Here is a 15957-nt window from a genome sequence, read left to right on the forward strand (position 1 = left end):
TTGCTACTTCTGTTCCTGACGATAGGTGACTCCTGTGAAGACCAACGGTTCCGCGCCGCTTTCCGCGCGCTGACGACCGTCGACCCGCCTCATCCGGCTCCGGTATTCAGCGCGACCGCTGAACACTTCGGAGTCATATGTCTTTCCACACCCCTTCGTCCGTCTCCCTGACCGACGTCAGTTTTCGCTGGCCGAACGGCGACGTCGCACTGTCGCGCGTCTCCGGCCACTTCGGTTCAGGTCGCACCGGCCTCGTCGGCACCAACGGTTCCGGCAAGTCGACATTGTTGCGTCTCATCGCCGGCCAGCTCGTCCCGGAGTCCGGCACAATCGTCACGTCCGGTGACGTCGGCTTCCTCCCTCAATCGCTGACATTGCGAGTCGATGCGACAGTCGCTGACCTGCTTGGGATCAGCGAGAAGCTGACGGCGCTGCGCGCGATCGAGTCCGGAGACGTTGCGATGTCGCACTTCGAGGTTCTCGGCGATGAGTGGGACATCGAGACGCGCGCGGTCGAAGCTCTCGACGCAATCGGGCTTCCGTCCGACCTGGGCAGACGCGTCAGTCAGATTTCCGGTGGGGAAGCCATGCTTGTCGCTACGGCCGGTCTCAGGCTGCGCCGCACAGCCATCACACTCCTCGATGAGCCGACGAACAACCTCGATCGGGATGCTCGCAGGCGGCTGGCTCGCCTGGTCGCGATGTGGCCGGGCACCCTCATCGTCGTGAGTCACGATGTTTCGCTTCTCGAGCAGATGGATGAGACGGCGGAGTTGTATGCCGGCGCGCTGTCGGTGTTCGGTGGGCCGTACAGTGCCTGGCGTGCACACCTCGACCAGGAGCAGGCCGCCGCGATCCAGGCGATGCGGACTGCAAGCCAGGCCGTGAAGGTGGAGAAGCGTCAGCGGTTCGAAGCCGAGTCGAAGATCGCCACACGGGTCCAGGCCGGAAAGAAGGCGCGGCAGGAGAACCGCGCCCCGAAGATCGTGATGAACCAGAAAAGGTCGAATGCCGAAGTGGCAGCGGGGAAGATGCGATCGAATCTCGACGGCGACGTCCGCTCGGCCCAGGCCGTGCTCGAGGCGGCCGAGTCACGGGTGCGCGACGACGAGAGCATCCGTCTCGATCTTCCTGACCCCGATGTTTCGCGCGGGCGACGGATTGCGGAGTTGCACGCAACGAACGGCACGATGGTGATTCAGGGGCCTGAACGGGTCGCCATCGTCGGGCCGAACGGTGTCGGAAAGACGACCATTCTCGAGAGTCTCGTGCACGCTCGCGATGCCCCGGCAGACGGCGTTCGAGCCGCCTTGCTCACCGACCGAGTCGGGTATCTCCCGCAGCGGCTCGACGGTCTCGACGAGGAGGCGAGCATGCTCGACAACGTTCAGGCATCCGCGCCGACCGTTCCACCGGGTGTTCTGCGCAATCGACTCGCCCGCTTCCTGCTGCGGGGAGACCATGTGCACCGCGCCGTGAGCACGCTGTCGGGTGGCGAGCGTTTCCGGGTCTCGCTGGCGCGGCTCCTGTTCGCCGACCCGCCTGCCCAGCTCCTCCTTCTCGACGAGCCGACGAACAACCTCGACCTGCAGAGCGTCGATCAGCTCGTCGATGCACTTCGCAGCTACCGGGGCGCGGTGATTGTGGTGAGCCACGACGACGTTTTTCTCGATCGGCTCGACCTCGATGCTGTGTGGGAACTCGACGCAGACGGAGGACTCACCACCGCGGGATGACCCTCAGTCGTTCCTTTCGAAGCTGACGGATGCTCGCCGGGCTCGCTGTTCGTCCCGTTTGATCAGAGCAAGTCCGACGATCCCGACGGCTGCGGCGACGATAAAAAGCCACATCAGTATGCTGCCAAGGTTCGCGAAGAGAACATCGGCGAAAAGCACGAGCGTGAGAACGGCCGCGGCGATCACGAGAAGGATGCCGACCGCGATGTTGACACGATGGCGGCTGATCGATCCGCGGCGGAATGTCGCGGCGGAGACCCGGCTCAGATTGGGAGCGACGACCTCGTATCCGGGATGCGCACGCTCGGTCGGCGGCAGGCTCGACGGCTGTGCCGTCGGCTGGAGCTCATCGTCGTTGCGCGCCATGCACCACAGGCTACGTCACTTCCGGGTCAGCGCAGCGCGGCGAACGCCATCCGCTCGAGGGTGTCGCGAAGCTCGTCATGGGGGAGCTGCTGCACGCTGTGCGGCGTGGAGTTCATCAGCCCGAATGCGGCGTGGGCACGGATCCGCAGGACCGCGGTGGCGATCGCCGGTTGCATGCGCTGCAGGATGTTGACCCACAGTTCGACGTAGCGGCGCTGCAGGGTGCGTACCGTGTGCCTGTCGTCATCGGACAGGCTGTCGAAGTCGCGATCCTGAACCCGGATCACATCCGGATTGGCGAGAGCGAATCGCACGTGGAACTCGACGAGAGCCCGCAGCGCCAGCTCGCCGTCGGGAGCCCTCGTCACCACTTCGGTTCCTCCGTGGAGGAGCTCGCGGCTGACGTCGATGAGAATGGCGGCGAGCAGCGCCTGCTTGCTCTCGAAGTGCCGATACACCGCTGGCCCGCTCATGCCGACGGCTGAGCCGAGGTCTTCGATCGACACCCCGTTGAAGCCGCGCTCAGCGAATTGATGCGCGGCTGCGGCGAGCAGCGCTTCTCGTCGCTGGGCCTTGGCTTCGCTGCGACCGATGCGGAGCTCACCGGAGTCCGTGCTGTCTCTTCGGCGGTCGATCGTGGTGTCGTCGGCCATGGCGCCCTCCGTCGGAAGCGATGCTGGACATTTGAGTTAATTCATACTAACGTCGGGGTCAGTTAACGAAGACTAACCGAGATCTCGGCCGTCCTCAAGTGCATAAGGGAACTGTCCATGCAGACACTGATCTCCTCGGTCTCCGCGTCGAGCGAGTCGTACCTCCGCAACGAGGCCGACCAGCGCGCGCTGGTCGCAGACCTGCGCCGGCGCCTCGCGGCAGCCGCTCGTGGAGGTCCGGAGAAATCCCGAGCCAGGCACATCGAACGCGGCAAACTGCTCCCTCGTGACCGGATCGATGAGCTCCTCGATGAGGGCAGCCCTTTTCTCGAGATCGCACCTCTTGCTGCCACCGATGTCTACGACAACGCGAGCCCGGGCGCCGGCGTCATCGCGGGAATCGGCCTGGTGCACGGTCGCCACGTTCTTGTCATCTCGAACGACGCGACGGTCAAGGGCGGTACCTACTACCCGCTCACGGTGAAGAAGCATCTCCGTGCTCAGGAGATCGCTCTGGAGAACCGGCTCCCATGCATCTACCTCGTCGATTCGGGCGGAGCATTTCTCCCGATGCAGGACGACGTCTTTCCCGACCGCGATCACTTCGGCCGGATCTTCTACAACCAGGCCCAGCTTTCCGCGCGAAAGATCCCACAAATCGCCGCGGTGCTGGGTTCGTGCACCGCCGGCGGCGCCTACGTTCCTGCGATGAGTGACGAAACGGTGATCGTGCGCGAGCAGGGCACCATCTTCCTCGGCGGCCCTCCTCTCGTGAAGGCGGCCATCGGCGAGATCGTCACCGCCGAGGAACTCGGAGGGGGAGACGTGCATGCCCGCGTTTCCGGAGTCACCGACCACCTTGCCGAAGACGATACCCACGCTCTCGCGATCGTGCGCGACATCGTGGCGACCCTGCCCCCGGCATCCGCCCCCGAGTGGTCGATCACGACGAGCCGTGAGCCGCTCGTCCCGATCGACGAGTTGTACGGGGCAGTCCCCACCGACGTGCAGGCACCGTACGACGTGCGCGAGGTCATTGCACGGCTGGTGGATGCAAGTGAGTTCCACGAGTTCAAGAAGGAATACGGCACAACGCTCGTCACCGGCTTCGCCCGACTCCACGGCCACTCGGTCGGCATCGTCGCGAATAACGGCGTGCTCTTTTCCGAGTCGGCGCAGAAGGGCGCGCACTTCATCGAGCTGTGCGACCAGCGGGGCATCCCGCTGATCTTCCTGCAGAACATCTCCGGTTTCATGGTCGGGCGTGACTACGAAGCCGGGGGTATCGCCAAGCACGGCGCGAAGATGGTCACCGCCGTCGCCACCACGCGGGTGCCCAAACTGACCGTCGTGATCGGGGGATCCTTCGGCGCCGGAAACTACTCGATGTGCGGGCGGGCCTACTCGCCGCGCTTTCTCTGGATGTGGCCGGCCTCCCGGATCTCGGTCATGGGCGGTCCTCAGGCAGCAGGCGTTCTCGCCACGGTGAAGAGAGAACAACACGAACGTGCGGGCACCGACTGGTCCGTAGACGACGAAGAGAGCTTCAAGGCTCCGATCCGCGAGCAGTTCGACTCCCAGGGAAGCCCGTACTACTCGACCGCTCGGCTCTGGGATGACGGGGTCATCGACCCCGCAGACACCCGCACGCTTCTCGGCCTCGCCCTCGACGTCTGCGCCAACGCGCCGCTTCCCGAGTCGGCCTTCGGCCTGTTCCGGATGTGACCCGGTGACCGACACGACGACCCCTCCGTTCGGCACCGTCCTGATCGCCAATCGTGGCGAGATCGCCTGCCGCATCATCCGCACCCTGCGTGCCCTCGGCATCCGTTCGGTCGCGGTATACAGCGACCCCGACCGGGATGCGAAACACGTGACGGATGCCGACGCCGCCGTCCGCATCGGACCGGCGCCTGCCGCACAGAGCTATCTCAACATCGCCGCCGTGATCGACGCCGCCAGAGCGAGTGGTGCAGACGCGATCCACCCCGGCTACGGCTTCCTGTCGGAGAACGCCGAGTTCGCGCGCGCCTGTGCCGACGCAGGAATCGTGTTCATCGGACCTGGCGTCGAGGCGCTCGAGGTGATGGGCGACAAGATCCGGTCGAAGAATCACGTGGCGGCCAGCGGGGTCCCGGTCATTCCGGGGGATTCTCGACCCGGCCTGAGCAACAGTGAGCTCGCCGAAGCTGCGACGGCCGTCGGATACCCGCTCCTGATCAAACCATCGGCAGGAGGAGGAGGTAAGGGAATGCACGCCGTGGATGACCCGGCCGACCTCGAGGACGCCCTGGTCACGGCCCGCCGTGTCGCCGCAGCAGCGTTCGGTGACGACACGTTGTTTCTCGAGCGTCTGATCCCCCAGCCCAGGCACATCGAAGTGCAGCTGCTCGCCGACAGCCACGGAGGCGTCATCCACCTGGGTGAACGCGAATGTTCGCTGCAGCGCCGTCACCAGAAGGTGATCGAAGAGGCACCCTCACCGTTGCTCGACTCCGAGACCCGAACACGAATCGGCGAGGCCGCCTGCCGCGTCGCTGAAAGTGTCGGATATGCCGGCGCGGGGACTGTCGAATTCCTCGTCTCCGCCGAACGCCCAGACGAGTTCTTCTTCATGGAGATGAACACCCGGCTCCAGGTGGAACACCCGGTCACCGAGGAAGTCACCGGACTCGATCTCGTCGCCGAGCAGGTGCGCATCGCTGCGGGCGAGTACCTCTCCGTGCGTCAGGACGATGTCACGCTCACCGGTCACGCGATCGAAGCGCGGGTGTACGCCGAGAACCCCGAGCGCGGTTTCCTGCCGGCAACCGGCTCCGTTCTTGAGCTCCACGAGGCAACCGGTGACGGCATCCGCGTCGACAGCTCGCTCCGGCGCGGGCTCGTGATCGGCAGTGACTACGACCCGATGCTCGCCAAGGTCATCGCGCTCGGCGCCGACCGCGCCGAAGCCCTGCGCCGACTCGATCGGGCGCTCGCCGAAACCACGATCCTCGGAGTCCGGACCAACATCGAATACCTCCGCATGCTCCTCGCCGATGACGACGTCCGCGCGGGCAACCTCGACACCTCGCTCATCGACCGGCGGTTGCCCGGCCTCCGGTTCCGGCGTGCAGACGAGACCATCCTTGCCGCCGCAGCTCTCCTGCTGCATGCGGAACGCGAAACGGTCTCGACCGGCTCGCCCTGGTCTCGTCCGAGCGGGTGGAGGCTCGGCGAGCCGAGGCCGACGACCTACACGTTTGCCCTCGACGGCGACGAGACGGCGACTGTGGCCGTCCTCGGCGTTGCTGACGCGGCATCCGTTCGGGTCGGAGACGGCGACGCATGCCCGGCGTCCCTTCGCCGTGTGAACGACCTGACGCACGCACTGACCTGGGGGAGCGGCACACGGACGCTTCGCCTCGCGCACGCAGGAACCTCGGTCTGGATCTCCGACGCAGGTGTCAGCATCGAACTGCCGGTGCTCACCCGGGACGCACTCCTCGCGGCCCGCCTCGCCCGGATCTCACGCGCCGACCACCCGCACAGTCCGGAGGTGCGTTCGCCGATGCCAGGCACGGTCATCAGTGTCGACGCCAGCACAGGCTCGGTGGTCGAGGCAGGGAGCACCCTCGTCGTCGTCGAAGCGATGAAGATGGAGCACAAACTCACGGCGAGTGTCTCCGGTCAGGTCGAGATCCACGTCGTCGCCGGCGATCTCGTCAAGCTCGACCAGCTTGTCGCCACCCTCACCCCCCAACCAGACCTCTCGACTGTCGAAGGAGACACCGAATGAACACCGAGCTCACCGAAGCCCACCAGAAGATCGTCGACGAGGTTCGGGATTTCGCCACCACCGTCGTCGCGCCTGCCGCCTATTCCTACGACACCGAACGCCGGTTGCCGATGGAGATCATCGCGCGGATGGGTGAGATGGGCCTGTTCGGTCTGCCGTTCCCGGCCGAATACGGCGGCCAGGGGCAGGACTACTTCGCCCTCTGCCTCGCGGTCGAAGAACTCGGTCGCGTCGACCAGTCGATCGGGGTCACCCTCGAGGCCGGCGTCGGGCTCGGTGCCATGCCCGTCTTTCGGTTCGGCACGGATGCGCAGCGCGACGAGTTCCTGCCGATGCTCGCGAAAGGTGAAGCGCTCGCCGGTTTCGGACTCACCGAGGCCGAAGCCGGGTCGGATGCCGGTGCCACGAAAACGAATGCCCACCTCGACGACGGAGAGTGGGTGATCAACGGCACCAAACAGTTCATCACCAACTCGGGAACCCCGATCACCCGGCTCGTCACGATCACGGCGGTCACCGGCGAAAGCACTCGGGCGGACGGCAGCATCAAGAAGGAGCTGTCGACGATCCTCGTTCCCACGCCGATCGACGGCTTCACCGTCGGGCCAGCATATGACAAGGTCGGCTGGCACACCTCAGACACCCACCCGCTCACGCTGAACGACGTGCGCGTGCCCGAAGCGAACCTGCTCGGCAAACGGGGCCGCGGATACGCCAACTTTCTCGAGGTGCTCGACGAGGGCCGCATCGCTTTCGCCGCGCTGTGCACCGGTGCAGCGCAGGGCTGCGTCGACGAGGCCGTTCGCTACGCGGCGACCCGCAACGTGTTCGGCCGCAACATCGGTTCACACCAGTACATCGCTTTCAAGATCGCGCGGATGGAGGCTCGGGCGACCGCCGCCAGGATGGCGTATTACCATGCAGCCTCCCTGCTCCTCGCCGGCAAACCGTTCAAGAAGGAGGCATCGATCGCCAAGCTTCTCGGCAGTGAGGCGGCCATGGACAACGCCCGGGATGCCACCCAGATCTGGGGCGGGTACGGCTACCTCAACGAGAACACGGTTGCGCGTCACTACCGTGACTCGAAGATCCTCGAGATCGGTGAGGGAACGAGCGAGGTCCAGCTGATGATCATCGCCAGGGAACTCGGTTTCGAGGCCTAGGCTGTTGCGGAAAACGAACGGAGCGCAGAGTGTCGACAACCCGGGACCCGGCCGACGATCGGCGCGTGATCGAACAGCGTGGCTTGTACTTCGAGGAGTTCGATCTCGATGTCGTCTACCGCCATCGCCCCGGTCGCACGGTCACTGAGGCCGACAACGTGTTCTTCACGACGATGACCATGAACACGCAGTCGCTTCACCTCGATGAGGCGTGGAGCGCGACGCAACCGTTCGGTCAGCGACTCGTGAACTCGATGTTCACGCTGTCCACCGTTGTCGGGGCATCCGTCGCCCAACTCAGCCAGGGCACCATCGTCGCGAACCTCGGATTCGAGGAGGTGCTGTTTCCTGCCCCGTTGTTCCACGGCGATACGCTCTACTCCGAAACGGTCGTCCGCGAGAAGCGACTGTCATCGTCGCGACCGGGCCAGGGGATCGTCACCCTTGAACACACCGGACGAAACCAGGAAGGCGTCGTCGTCGTGACCGCCGTGCGCAACACGCTGTTCTGGTGCCAGGACGCGGCACCATGACCGGATTCGACCTCGGCCCTGCGCTGCTGTTCTGCCCGGCGGATCGGCCAGACCGCTACGCCAAGGCGGCCTCACGCGCGGATGCGGTCATTCTCGACCTCGAAGACGCCATCCTGCCCGCAGAGCGTGCGGCGGCGAGGCGGGCGATCGCGGAGCATCCGCTCGATCCGGACACGACGATCGTGCGGCTCAACCCGGCGGGCACCGACGACTTCACCGCCGACATCGCCGCAGTGACCTCGACCGGGTACCGCATCGTGATGCTCGCGAAAACCGAGAGCGCTGCGCAGCTCGATCTGATCCCTCACGGATTCCGGGTGGTCGCGCTATGCGAGACGGCGCGAGGCATCCTCGCCGCGCCCGAGATCGCCGCCCACCGGTCGGTCGTCGCCCTGATGTGGGGCGCTGAAGACCTCGTCGCATCCCTCGGCGGCACGTCGAGCCGCGGCACCGACGGTGCCTATCGAGCCGTCGCCGTCCATGCCCGATCGCGAGTGCTCCTCGCGGCCAGGGCACACGACCGTGTGGCGATCGACTCCGTGCATCTCGACATCGCCGACCACTCCGGCCTCGCCGACGAAGTGACGGATGCCGCCGCGTCCGGTTTTGCGGCGACCGCCTGCATCCACCCGGGGCAGGTGGAGACGATCCGCTCCGGTTACGCCCCGTCGGACATCGACATCGCCGCAGCGCGAGCGGTTCTGGGCGCGGCGGAAACGGCGTCGGGAGTGTTCCGGTTCGAGGGCAGGATGGTCGACGAACCGGTCCTGCGAAACGCCCGATCGCTGCTCAGACGAGCCGGTATTTCGGGCGGACAATACGGCGATATCAAATCGTTATGAAGTATTTCGCTCGTGGTCGCCTGTGCGGTCGGGGAGTGTCGGTGGGCTGGCATATTCTGGCCACAGGTGCGGGGGCGCTGAGTATCTCGACTCCCGCCGAATAACGGGCGAGGAGCGTGATCACATGTCGAGGATGATGCCTCGCCTGTTCGCCTCCGAACATGCTGAGGCTGGTGGCTCCGAGCCCGGCCAGGCCGATGGCCGGCCCGATCAGCACAAGCGTCCGTCCTCGCGATCGACCCCGGCCGCCGAGCATCCGTCGTCGCCGATCCCGGTCATGGGAGATGGGGCCGGTCTGGGCTCCTCGATCCGCCGCTCGCTCGGTCAGACCGACCTCAGTGTCTTTCCGGTCGCGCTCGGCACGAGTGTCTTCGGCTGGACGGCACCTGTCGACGCCAGCGCGGCGATCCTCAACCGCTATTACGACTTCGGCGGCAACTTCATCGACACCGCAGACAGCTACTCGGCTGGTCGCAGCGAGCACATCATCGGGCAGTGGATGTCGCGACGCAAGAACCGCGACAACATCGTTATCGCCACGAAGATCGGCAACCACCCAGACAACCCGGGTCTGGGTCCGGTGAGCATGGTGCGCGCCGTCGAGGCGAGCCTGGAACGCCTGCAGACCGGTCACATCGACCTGCTCTATTTTCACCTCGACGACCGCTCCGTCCCCCTCGAAGACAGCCTCGGCACAGCCCAGTGGCTCATCGAGTCTGGCAAGGTCCGGTACCTCGCTGCCTCCAATTTCAGCGCCGAACGACTCGTCGAAGCGCGCATTCTCTCCGCTGCGGGCTACCCGCGGTTCGAGGCTCTCGAGACGCACTACAGCCTCATGCACCGTCAGCCGTTCGAGGGTGACCTCGGGTTGGTCAGCCGGGGCCAGGGCCTCGGTGTCATGCCCTACTTCGCACTGGAGAACGGATTCCTCACCGGCAAGTACCGGTCGAAGTCCGACCTCGACGGGTCCGCTCGTGGCGCCAGGGTCGCCAGGCACCTCAACCGGGGTGGCTTGCGCGTGTTGCACGCCCTTGACGACGTCGCCGCAGAACACAACGCCCCCGTGGCATCCATCGCGCTGGCGTGGCTGCAGGCCAAATCCGGAATCGTCGCCCCGGTGGTCAGCGCGTCGCTGCCCGAGCAGGTCGACGCTCTCGTGGCATCCCCGGCGATCCGCCTCACCCGCGGCCAACTCGTCGAACTCGAACGTGCCGCGCGGGTCTGACCCGAGCTCGACTCCGCTGTGACAGCCCCCGGATGGGCGGGCGACAGTGTCAGAGCTCTGCCGTAGGGTTGAGGGAATGAACGGCGCCATTGAACTCCCGCTCGATGTAGCCGAGCTGTCCTTCGCGGCATCCGGTGATGCCCTCGTCCGTCGCACGGTTCTGCCGAGCGGCGTCCGCATCCTCAGCGAGCATGTGCCAGGGAGCCGCAGCGCCACGCTCGGCTACTGGGTTGCCGTCGGTTCGCGTGACGAACTCCCCGCCGGGTACGGGTCGACGCACTTCCTCGAGCACCTCCTGTTCAAGGGCACCCCGACGCGCACAGCACTCGACATCGCGATCGCGTTCGACTCGGTCGGCGGCGAGCACAACGCGCTCACCGCCAAAGAGCACACCTGCTATTACGCCAAGGTGCGTGACCGCGATCTCGCCATGGCCGTCGACGTGATCGCAGACATGCTCACCGGGTCCCTCCTCGACCCGACCGAGTTCGAGACCGAACGCGGAGTCATCCTCGAAGAACTCGCGATGGCCGAAGACGACCCGGCAGACGTCGCCAGTCAGAACCTGTTCGAGGCGGTCCTTGGTGACCACGCACTCGGGCGTCCCATCGGCGGCACACCCGAGGTCATCCGCGAGGTCTCTCGTGACGCGGTCTTCGCCCATTATCGCGAGAACTACCGGCCGCAGGACCTCGTCATCACCGCGGCAGGGGCTGTCGATCACGACGCCCTCGTCGCCGACGTCACCGCAGCGCTGAGCGCCGCCGGCTGGGATCTCACCGCAACGGCCCGTCCGGTCGAACGGCGCGTCCTCGACGAATCCGTCGTCACCAGGCGCTCCCACCTGTCGGTCGAGACCCGGCCGATCGAGCAGGTCCACGTGCTCATCGGCTTCCCGGGCCTCGCTGCGGCAGATGACCGCCGCCTCACCATGGGTGTGCTCAACTCGATCCTCGGCGGAGGCATGTCGTCTCGGCTCTTCCAGGAGGTCCGCGAGAAACGCGGGCTCGCCTACTCCGTGTACTCGTTCGCCGCCTCGTACTCCGATGCCGGCGTCTTCGGGCTGTACGGTGCCTGTTCCCCGGCGAAGGCACGACAGGTTGCCGATCTCATGCTCTCCGAGCTTCAGCGCCTCGCCGAAGATGGCGTCACCGCAGACGAACTCGCGCGCGCCTACGGGCAGTTGTCCGGAGCATCCGCCCTCGCTCTCGAAGACTCAGACACGCGGATGTCGCGACTGGGCCGCGCCGAGATCACGCTCGGTGAGTTCCTCGACCTCGACGAGAGCCTTGAACGGCTTGCCCTCATCACCGCAGACGAGGTCCAGGCTCTCGCCGCCGATCTCGTCTCCCGCCCTCTCTCCCTCGCCGCTGTCGGAGCCGTCGATGATGACGTGTTCGCCGGTTTCGCCGGGAACCACCAGGAGTGACTTTCGTGTCTCAGTACATCTACCTTGTCCGCCACGGTGAGCAGCAGGATGCCCAGCACGGCATGGGTGACGGCCCGCTATCTGCGCGTGGGCGACGGCAGGGGCAACTGCTCGCTGAGCGCATCGGGGGGCTTCCCTTGACGGCGACGTACCACTCGCCTCTGCAGCGTGCGTCCGAGACGGCCCGCATCATCGGTGAACGGATGCCGTCGATCGAGTCCCAGCCCAGCGCTCTGCTGATGGACTGCGTGCCGACGGGCAAGACCACCGAAATGCCATCGGCCTACGCACCGTTCTTCGGCGCCGTCACCGAGGCGGAGGTCGATGCGGGCACCGCCCAGATGGCCGATGCGACCGCCGAGTTTTTGGCGCCGCGCAAAGGTGAGCGCCACGACCTGCTCATCACCCACAATTTCGTGATCGCCTGGTTCGTCCGTGAAGTGCTCGGGGCTCCTGCGTGGAGGTGGATGACGCTCGACCAGGCTCACTGTGGTCTGACGATCATCCAGCGCAAGCCGGGCCGTCCGTGGACCCTGCTGACCCACAACGACCTGGCGCACCTGCCGATGGAACTGCGCACCGGCCTGCCCGACCCGCTGCTCGTCTGAACCGCGGCTGTCGGCCCCTTCCGGGGGTCCGTGCTGCACTTTCTTGCCGATGCTGCAGTTGCAACTGCAGCATCGGCAAGAAAGTGCCGCATGGATCGCCCGACGTCGCGGGCGGACGTCAGCCGGCGAGGTCCTTCCGGTACCAGTTGGTGGCGTTCGGGTTGTCGTTGTACGGCTCGATGCTGGTGTAGCCCATCGACTGATACAGCCCGCCGGCTGCGGTGAGCGTCGCGTTGGTGTCGAGAACCACTTCGGTGGCGCCGAACTCGACCGCGCGGCGTTCCAGATCGGCGAGCAGCTCACGCCCCCAGCCCTTCCCGCGGGTTTCCGGGCGCAGGAACAGGTGCTTCACCTCGTAGCGTTCGGCAGACAAACGACGGATGCCGCCGCACCCCACCGCGCGATCTCCGTCCCGCACGACGACAAAGACTCCGGCGGGCGGATCGAACTGTTCGGCAGCGGGGAAGGTGACCGCGTAGGTTCCTCCGACGAAACTCAGCTCCCTGCTGGAGAAATACTCCGTCAGAAGTTCCTGAGCAATGGTGTCGGTGACGGGAGCAGCGGTGAATTCGGGCACCCGTCCAGCCTAATCCTGCGCCGGCATCCGGCCTGTAGATTGGGGGGATGGGAACGAGCGTTGCAGTGGTCGGGGCAAGCGGCACGATGGGACAGTTGTTTACGCGTTTGATCGACGAGACTTCGGACTTCGAGGTGATCGCTCGCCTGGATTCCTCGAGCGCGCTGGAGGAGATGGACGGCGCAGACATCGTCGTCGACGTCACGGCGCCCGCGGTGTCGCAGAAAGTCGTGTCGCATGCGATCCGTTCGGGTGCCAACGTGCTCGTCGGCACGTCCGGATGGTCGCGTGACCGTCTCGCCACCCTGCGAACCGAGCTGGCCGAGGTCGATACCGGGGTCATCATCATCCCGAACTTCTCGCTGGGATCCGTGCTCGGGACCACCCTGGCGACGATCGCCGGGCGATTCTTCGACTCGATCGAAATTGTCGAAGCCCACCGGGCGACGAAGGTCGATTCGCCGAGCGGAACGGCCGTGCGCACCGCCGAACTGATCGGGGAGGCCCGCGCGGGGCTGGGGCCGGTCGAGGCGCCGCACACCGATCAGCGTGCGCGCGGTCAGCAGGTGTCGAGCATCCCGATCCACAGTCTGCGGCTCGACGGAGTCGTCGCCCGCCAGGAGGTGCTGTTCGGCGGAACGGGGGAGACCCTCTCGATCACCCACAACACCATCGACGCGCGGTCGTATGAGCAGGGCATCCTGCTCGCGCTCGACGCCGCCCGCACGGCGACGGGGCTGACGGTCGGGCTCGAGAACCTGATGGACCTCGGGATCACTCCCGCATGACCACTCGTATCGGTGTGGCCGTGATGGCCGTACTTCTCGTGCTGTACCTGGTGCTGGTCGGCGACCGGGCCGTGAAGTTCCTGCTCACAGGCGAGCCCGTCGCGATAGCGATCGGCGTGGCCCTCATCGTATTGCCGCTGATCGGCGCGTGGGCTCTCGCCCGCGAACTCTTCTTCGGGATGCGAGCCGAGAAGCTCGGCAGGATCCTCGAGTCCGAGAACGCGCTGCCGGCTGAGGAGATCCCGGTGAGCCCGAGTGGGCGGCCCGACCGGGATGCCGTCGACGCCGTCTTCCCGCACTACCGGGCTGCGGTCGAGGCTGCGCCCAATGACTGGAGACCCTGGTATCGACTCGGCCTCGCCTACGACGGTGCGGGGGACCGTCGGCGTGCGCGCCAGGCGATCCGTGAGGCGATTCGGTTGCACGCCGACTCCTGAGGAATCGCTCGCGCGGATCGATGACGTCGCGTCTCGTGGCATCCGTGGTTCATCTGCGGCTTGATGTGCCACGAATCGTCGCGCACCGTGTGAAGTAACGACGAAGGGTGGCAACTCAGCTCCGGCGCTGCATCGCGGGCGCCGAATTCAGGAGACACATCCACATTTCAGGAGAAACTCGCGACACGCCGTCGTGAGAGCGATCCCATACGGCGTGTCGGCATCAATCTCCTGAATTTGCAGCAGAGGGATGCCGCGGCGGCTCGCGGGCACCGACTGCTACCGTCGTCCGCCTGACCGGCAAATCGCGGTCAGCGCCGCTGCCTGAGCGCAGCGTCGACCGCTCTCTGCACCGTCGTGTGCCTGAACTCGAACCCGTCTCCGAGAAGCCGTTCGGGCGCTGGGCGCTGATCGACCAGCAGCAGATCGCGCGCGGCATCACCGAGCACAGCCGCTACCGCGAAAGCCGGCGCAGGCAGGAAGAACGGGCGTTTCATCCGCGAGGCGAGATGCCGCATCAGATCGTTTGCGGTCGCAGGCGTCGGTCCCGTGATGTTCACCGGGCCCGAGAGCCCGCCGTCGATCAGGTGCACGATCGCCCGAACCTCGTCGTCGAGGCTCACCCATGGCCAGTGCTGCCGACCTCCGCCCAACGGGCCGCTGATCCCCGCCCGGGTGAGAATCAGGAGCGGCTTGAGCACACCGTCGGCTGCGACGACGATCCCGCTCCGCGCCAGCACCACCCGGGTGACGTCGCTCGCTCGTAGCGCCGTGCGTTCCCACTCGGCGGTGACATCGCTGAGAAACCCGGTGCCGCGCGCGCTGTCTTCGGTCAGGTCCTCGTTCGGACGGGACCCGTAGAACCCAGCAGCCGATGAGCTGACAAAGACCTCGGGCGCCACCGCAGCAGCACGGATCGCTGTGACGAGAGTGCTCGTCGCAGCGAGCCGCGATGCGAGGATCTCCCGTTTGTATCCGGGCGTCCAGGGCAATCGACCGATGGATGCCCCCGAGAAATTCACGACGGCCGTCGCGCCGTCCACCACAGCGGGGTCGAGCCGCCGGGCTGCCGGGTCCCACAGCACATCACCGGGTGCCGGGTTGCTCCGCACCAAGCGGACGACCTCGTCTCCACGCCCGCGAAGGGCTGCGGTGAGCGCACTCCCGATCAGACCGGACGCACCGGCGATGACGACCCGCTTCACGGCATCCGTCCGTTCGTCGGATGCCACGTCAGGCGAGACTCGCCTCGATGGTGATCGGGACTGCGGCGAGGGCCTGCGAAACCGGGCAGGTGGCCTTGGCCTCGTTCGCGATGCGCTCGAAGTCTTCTTCGCTGATCCCGGGAACGCTCGCGCTCACGAGCAGGTGGCTTCCCGAGATCCCGGTACCGGGCTGGAAGGTCACGGCAGCGGTCGTCTGGATGCTGTCCGGCGCGTGGCCGGCCTCAGTGAGCATGTTCGAGAATTGCATGCTGAAACATGCGGCGTGTGCCGCTCCGAGCAGTTCCTCTGGCGTCGTGACGCTCTCGGATCCCTCTGCGCGGGCCTTCCAGTTCACGGGGAGTTGTGCGGCCTTCGACGAGTCGAGTGAAACAGTTCCCGATCCTTCGAACAGGGTTCCGTTCCATACCGTTGTTGCTTCGCTGGTCACTGCCATGGTGTCCTCCAAGAAATACTCGCACGGCGGTCCCGCCGCATGCCGAGCCTAACCGGAAGCCCCGGCGAGGTCACTCGATCGCGGCAATTCACAGCGGATGCCGAGCCGCGAGTCGGCGCGAAGGCATCCGCCCGACGACACCAGCACCGAACTGCAACTGAAG

At 66.1% G+C, this 15957-nt stretch carries 16 protein-coding genes; 11 read left to right on the forward strand and 5 right to left on the reverse strand.

All coding sequences use genetic code 11. The features are described 5' to 3' along the window. The first annotated feature begins 137 nt into the window (after positions 1 to 137). Positions 138 to 1736 carry an ABC-F family ATP-binding cassette domain-containing protein gene (locus tag IWX78_RS13920; protein WP_196834176.1) on the forward strand — a complete coding sequence of 533 codons (1599 nt, stop codon included), beginning with the start codon at positions 138 to 140 and terminating at the stop codon, positions 1734 to 1736. 3 nt (positions 1737 to 1739) lie between these two features. Here the strand turns inward: IWX78_RS13920 and IWX78_RS13925 are convergent, their stop codons facing one another. Both IWX78_RS13925 and IWX78_RS13930 read right to left on the reverse strand, forming a co-directional pair. Next, positions 1740 to 2102 carry a hypothetical protein gene (locus IWX78_RS13925; RefSeq protein WP_196834177.1) on the reverse strand — a complete coding sequence of 121 codons (363 nt, stop codon included), beginning with the start codon at positions 2100 to 2102 and terminating at the stop codon, positions 1740 to 1742. A 26-nt stretch (positions 2103 to 2128) separates the two neighbouring features. Beyond that, positions 2129 to 2755 (reverse strand): SACE_7040 family transcriptional regulator, encoded by a 627-nt coding sequence (locus IWX78_RS13930; protein WP_196834178.1) that lies wholly within the window; start codon positions 2753 to 2755, stop codon positions 2129 to 2131. A 117-nt stretch (positions 2756 to 2872) separates the two neighbouring features. Here IWX78_RS13930 and IWX78_RS13935 point away from each other — a divergent pair, with 117 nt between their 5' ends. The 8 genes from IWX78_RS13935 to IWX78_RS13970 all read left to right on the forward strand — a co-directional run bounded on the left by IWX78_RS13935 (position 2873) and on the right by IWX78_RS13970 (position 12333). Next, on the forward strand, positions 2873 to 4480 hold the full coding sequence (locus IWX78_RS13935) for a carboxyl transferase domain-containing protein (protein ID WP_196834179.1): 1608 nt from the start codon (positions 2873 to 2875) through the stop codon (positions 4478 to 4480). Between the two features lie 4 nt (positions 4481 to 4484). Next, positions 4485 to 6533: an acetyl/propionyl/methylcrotonyl-CoA carboxylase subunit alpha gene (locus tag IWX78_RS13940; RefSeq protein WP_334684747.1), complete on the forward strand. Its 2049-nt coding sequence runs from the start codon at positions 4485 to 4487 to the stop codon at positions 6531 to 6533. Further along, the gene (locus tag IWX78_RS13945; RefSeq protein WP_196834181.1) at positions 6530 to 7696 is read left to right on the forward strand and encodes an acyl-CoA dehydrogenase family protein; all 1167 of its coding nucleotides are present in this window, start codon (positions 6530 to 6532) and stop codon (positions 7694 to 7696) included. Before IWX78_RS13940 ends, IWX78_RS13945 begins: the two co-directional genes overlap by 4 nt. Before the next feature lie 29 nt (positions 7697 to 7725). Beyond that, positions 7726 to 8229 carry a MaoC family dehydratase gene (locus tag IWX78_RS13950; RefSeq protein ID WP_334684748.1) on the forward strand — a complete coding sequence of 168 codons (504 nt, stop codon included), beginning with the start codon at positions 7726 to 7728 and terminating at the stop codon, positions 8227 to 8229. Next, complete coding sequence (locus tag IWX78_RS13955) at positions 8226 to 9071, forward strand: HpcH/HpaI aldolase/citrate lyase family protein (protein WP_196834182.1); 846 nt, start codon at positions 8226 to 8228, stop codon at positions 9069 to 9071. The genes IWX78_RS13950 and IWX78_RS13955 overlap by 4 nt, the downstream gene beginning before the upstream one ends. Positions 9072 to 9195: 124 nt before the next feature. Next, the gene (locus IWX78_RS13960; protein WP_334684749.1) at positions 9196 to 10296 is read left to right on the forward strand and encodes an aldo/keto reductase; all 1101 of its coding nucleotides are present in this window, start codon (positions 9196 to 9198) and stop codon (positions 10294 to 10296) included. Positions 10297 to 10372: 76 nt separating this feature from the next. Beyond that, positions 10373 to 11725: a M16 family metallopeptidase gene (locus IWX78_RS13965; protein WP_196834183.1), complete on the forward strand. Its 1353-nt coding sequence runs from the start codon at positions 10373 to 10375 to the stop codon at positions 11723 to 11725. A 5-nt stretch (positions 11726 to 11730) separates the two neighbouring features. Continuing rightward, on the forward strand, positions 11731 to 12333 hold the full coding sequence (locus IWX78_RS13970) for a histidine phosphatase family protein (protein WP_196834184.1): 603 nt from the start codon (positions 11731 to 11733) through the stop codon (positions 12331 to 12333). Between the two features lie 118 nt (positions 12334 to 12451). On the opposite strand, the gene IWX78_RS13975 is transcribed toward IWX78_RS13970, so the two are convergent. After that, positions 12452 to 12910 (reverse strand): GNAT family N-acetyltransferase, encoded by a 459-nt coding sequence (locus IWX78_RS13975; protein WP_196834185.1) that lies wholly within the window; start codon positions 12908 to 12910, stop codon positions 12452 to 12454. A 47-nt stretch (positions 12911 to 12957) separates the two neighbouring features. On the opposite strand from IWX78_RS13975, the gene dapB reads away from it, so the two are divergent. Continuing rightward, on the forward strand, positions 12958 to 13698 hold the full coding sequence (dapB, locus tag IWX78_RS13980; protein WP_196834186.1) for a 4-hydroxy-tetrahydrodipicolinate reductase: 741 nt from the start codon (positions 12958 to 12960) through the stop codon (positions 13696 to 13698). Then, a complete protein-coding gene (locus IWX78_RS13985; RefSeq protein WP_196834187.1) occupies positions 13695 to 14135 on the forward strand; it encodes a hypothetical protein in 441 nt (146 codons plus the stop codon). Before dapB ends, IWX78_RS13985 begins: the two co-directional genes overlap by 4 nt. 311 nt (positions 14136 to 14446) lie before the next feature. On the opposite strand, the gene IWX78_RS13990 is transcribed toward IWX78_RS13985, so the two are convergent. Continuing rightward, entirely contained in the window at positions 14447 to 15367 is a 921-nt protein-coding gene (locus IWX78_RS13990) for a TIGR01777 family oxidoreductase (RefSeq protein WP_196834188.1), read from the reverse strand. A gap of 1 nt (position 15368) precedes the next feature. After that, entirely contained in the window at positions 15369 to 15794 is a 426-nt protein-coding gene (locus IWX78_RS13995; protein ID WP_196834190.1) for an OsmC family protein, read from the reverse strand. Between the last annotated feature and the right edge of the window lie 163 nt (positions 15795 to 15957).

Source organism: Mycetocola sp. CAN_C7 (genome assembly GCF_015752285.1).
GTDB lineage: Bacteria > Actinomycetota > Actinomycetes > Actinomycetales > Microbacteriaceae > Mycetocola_A.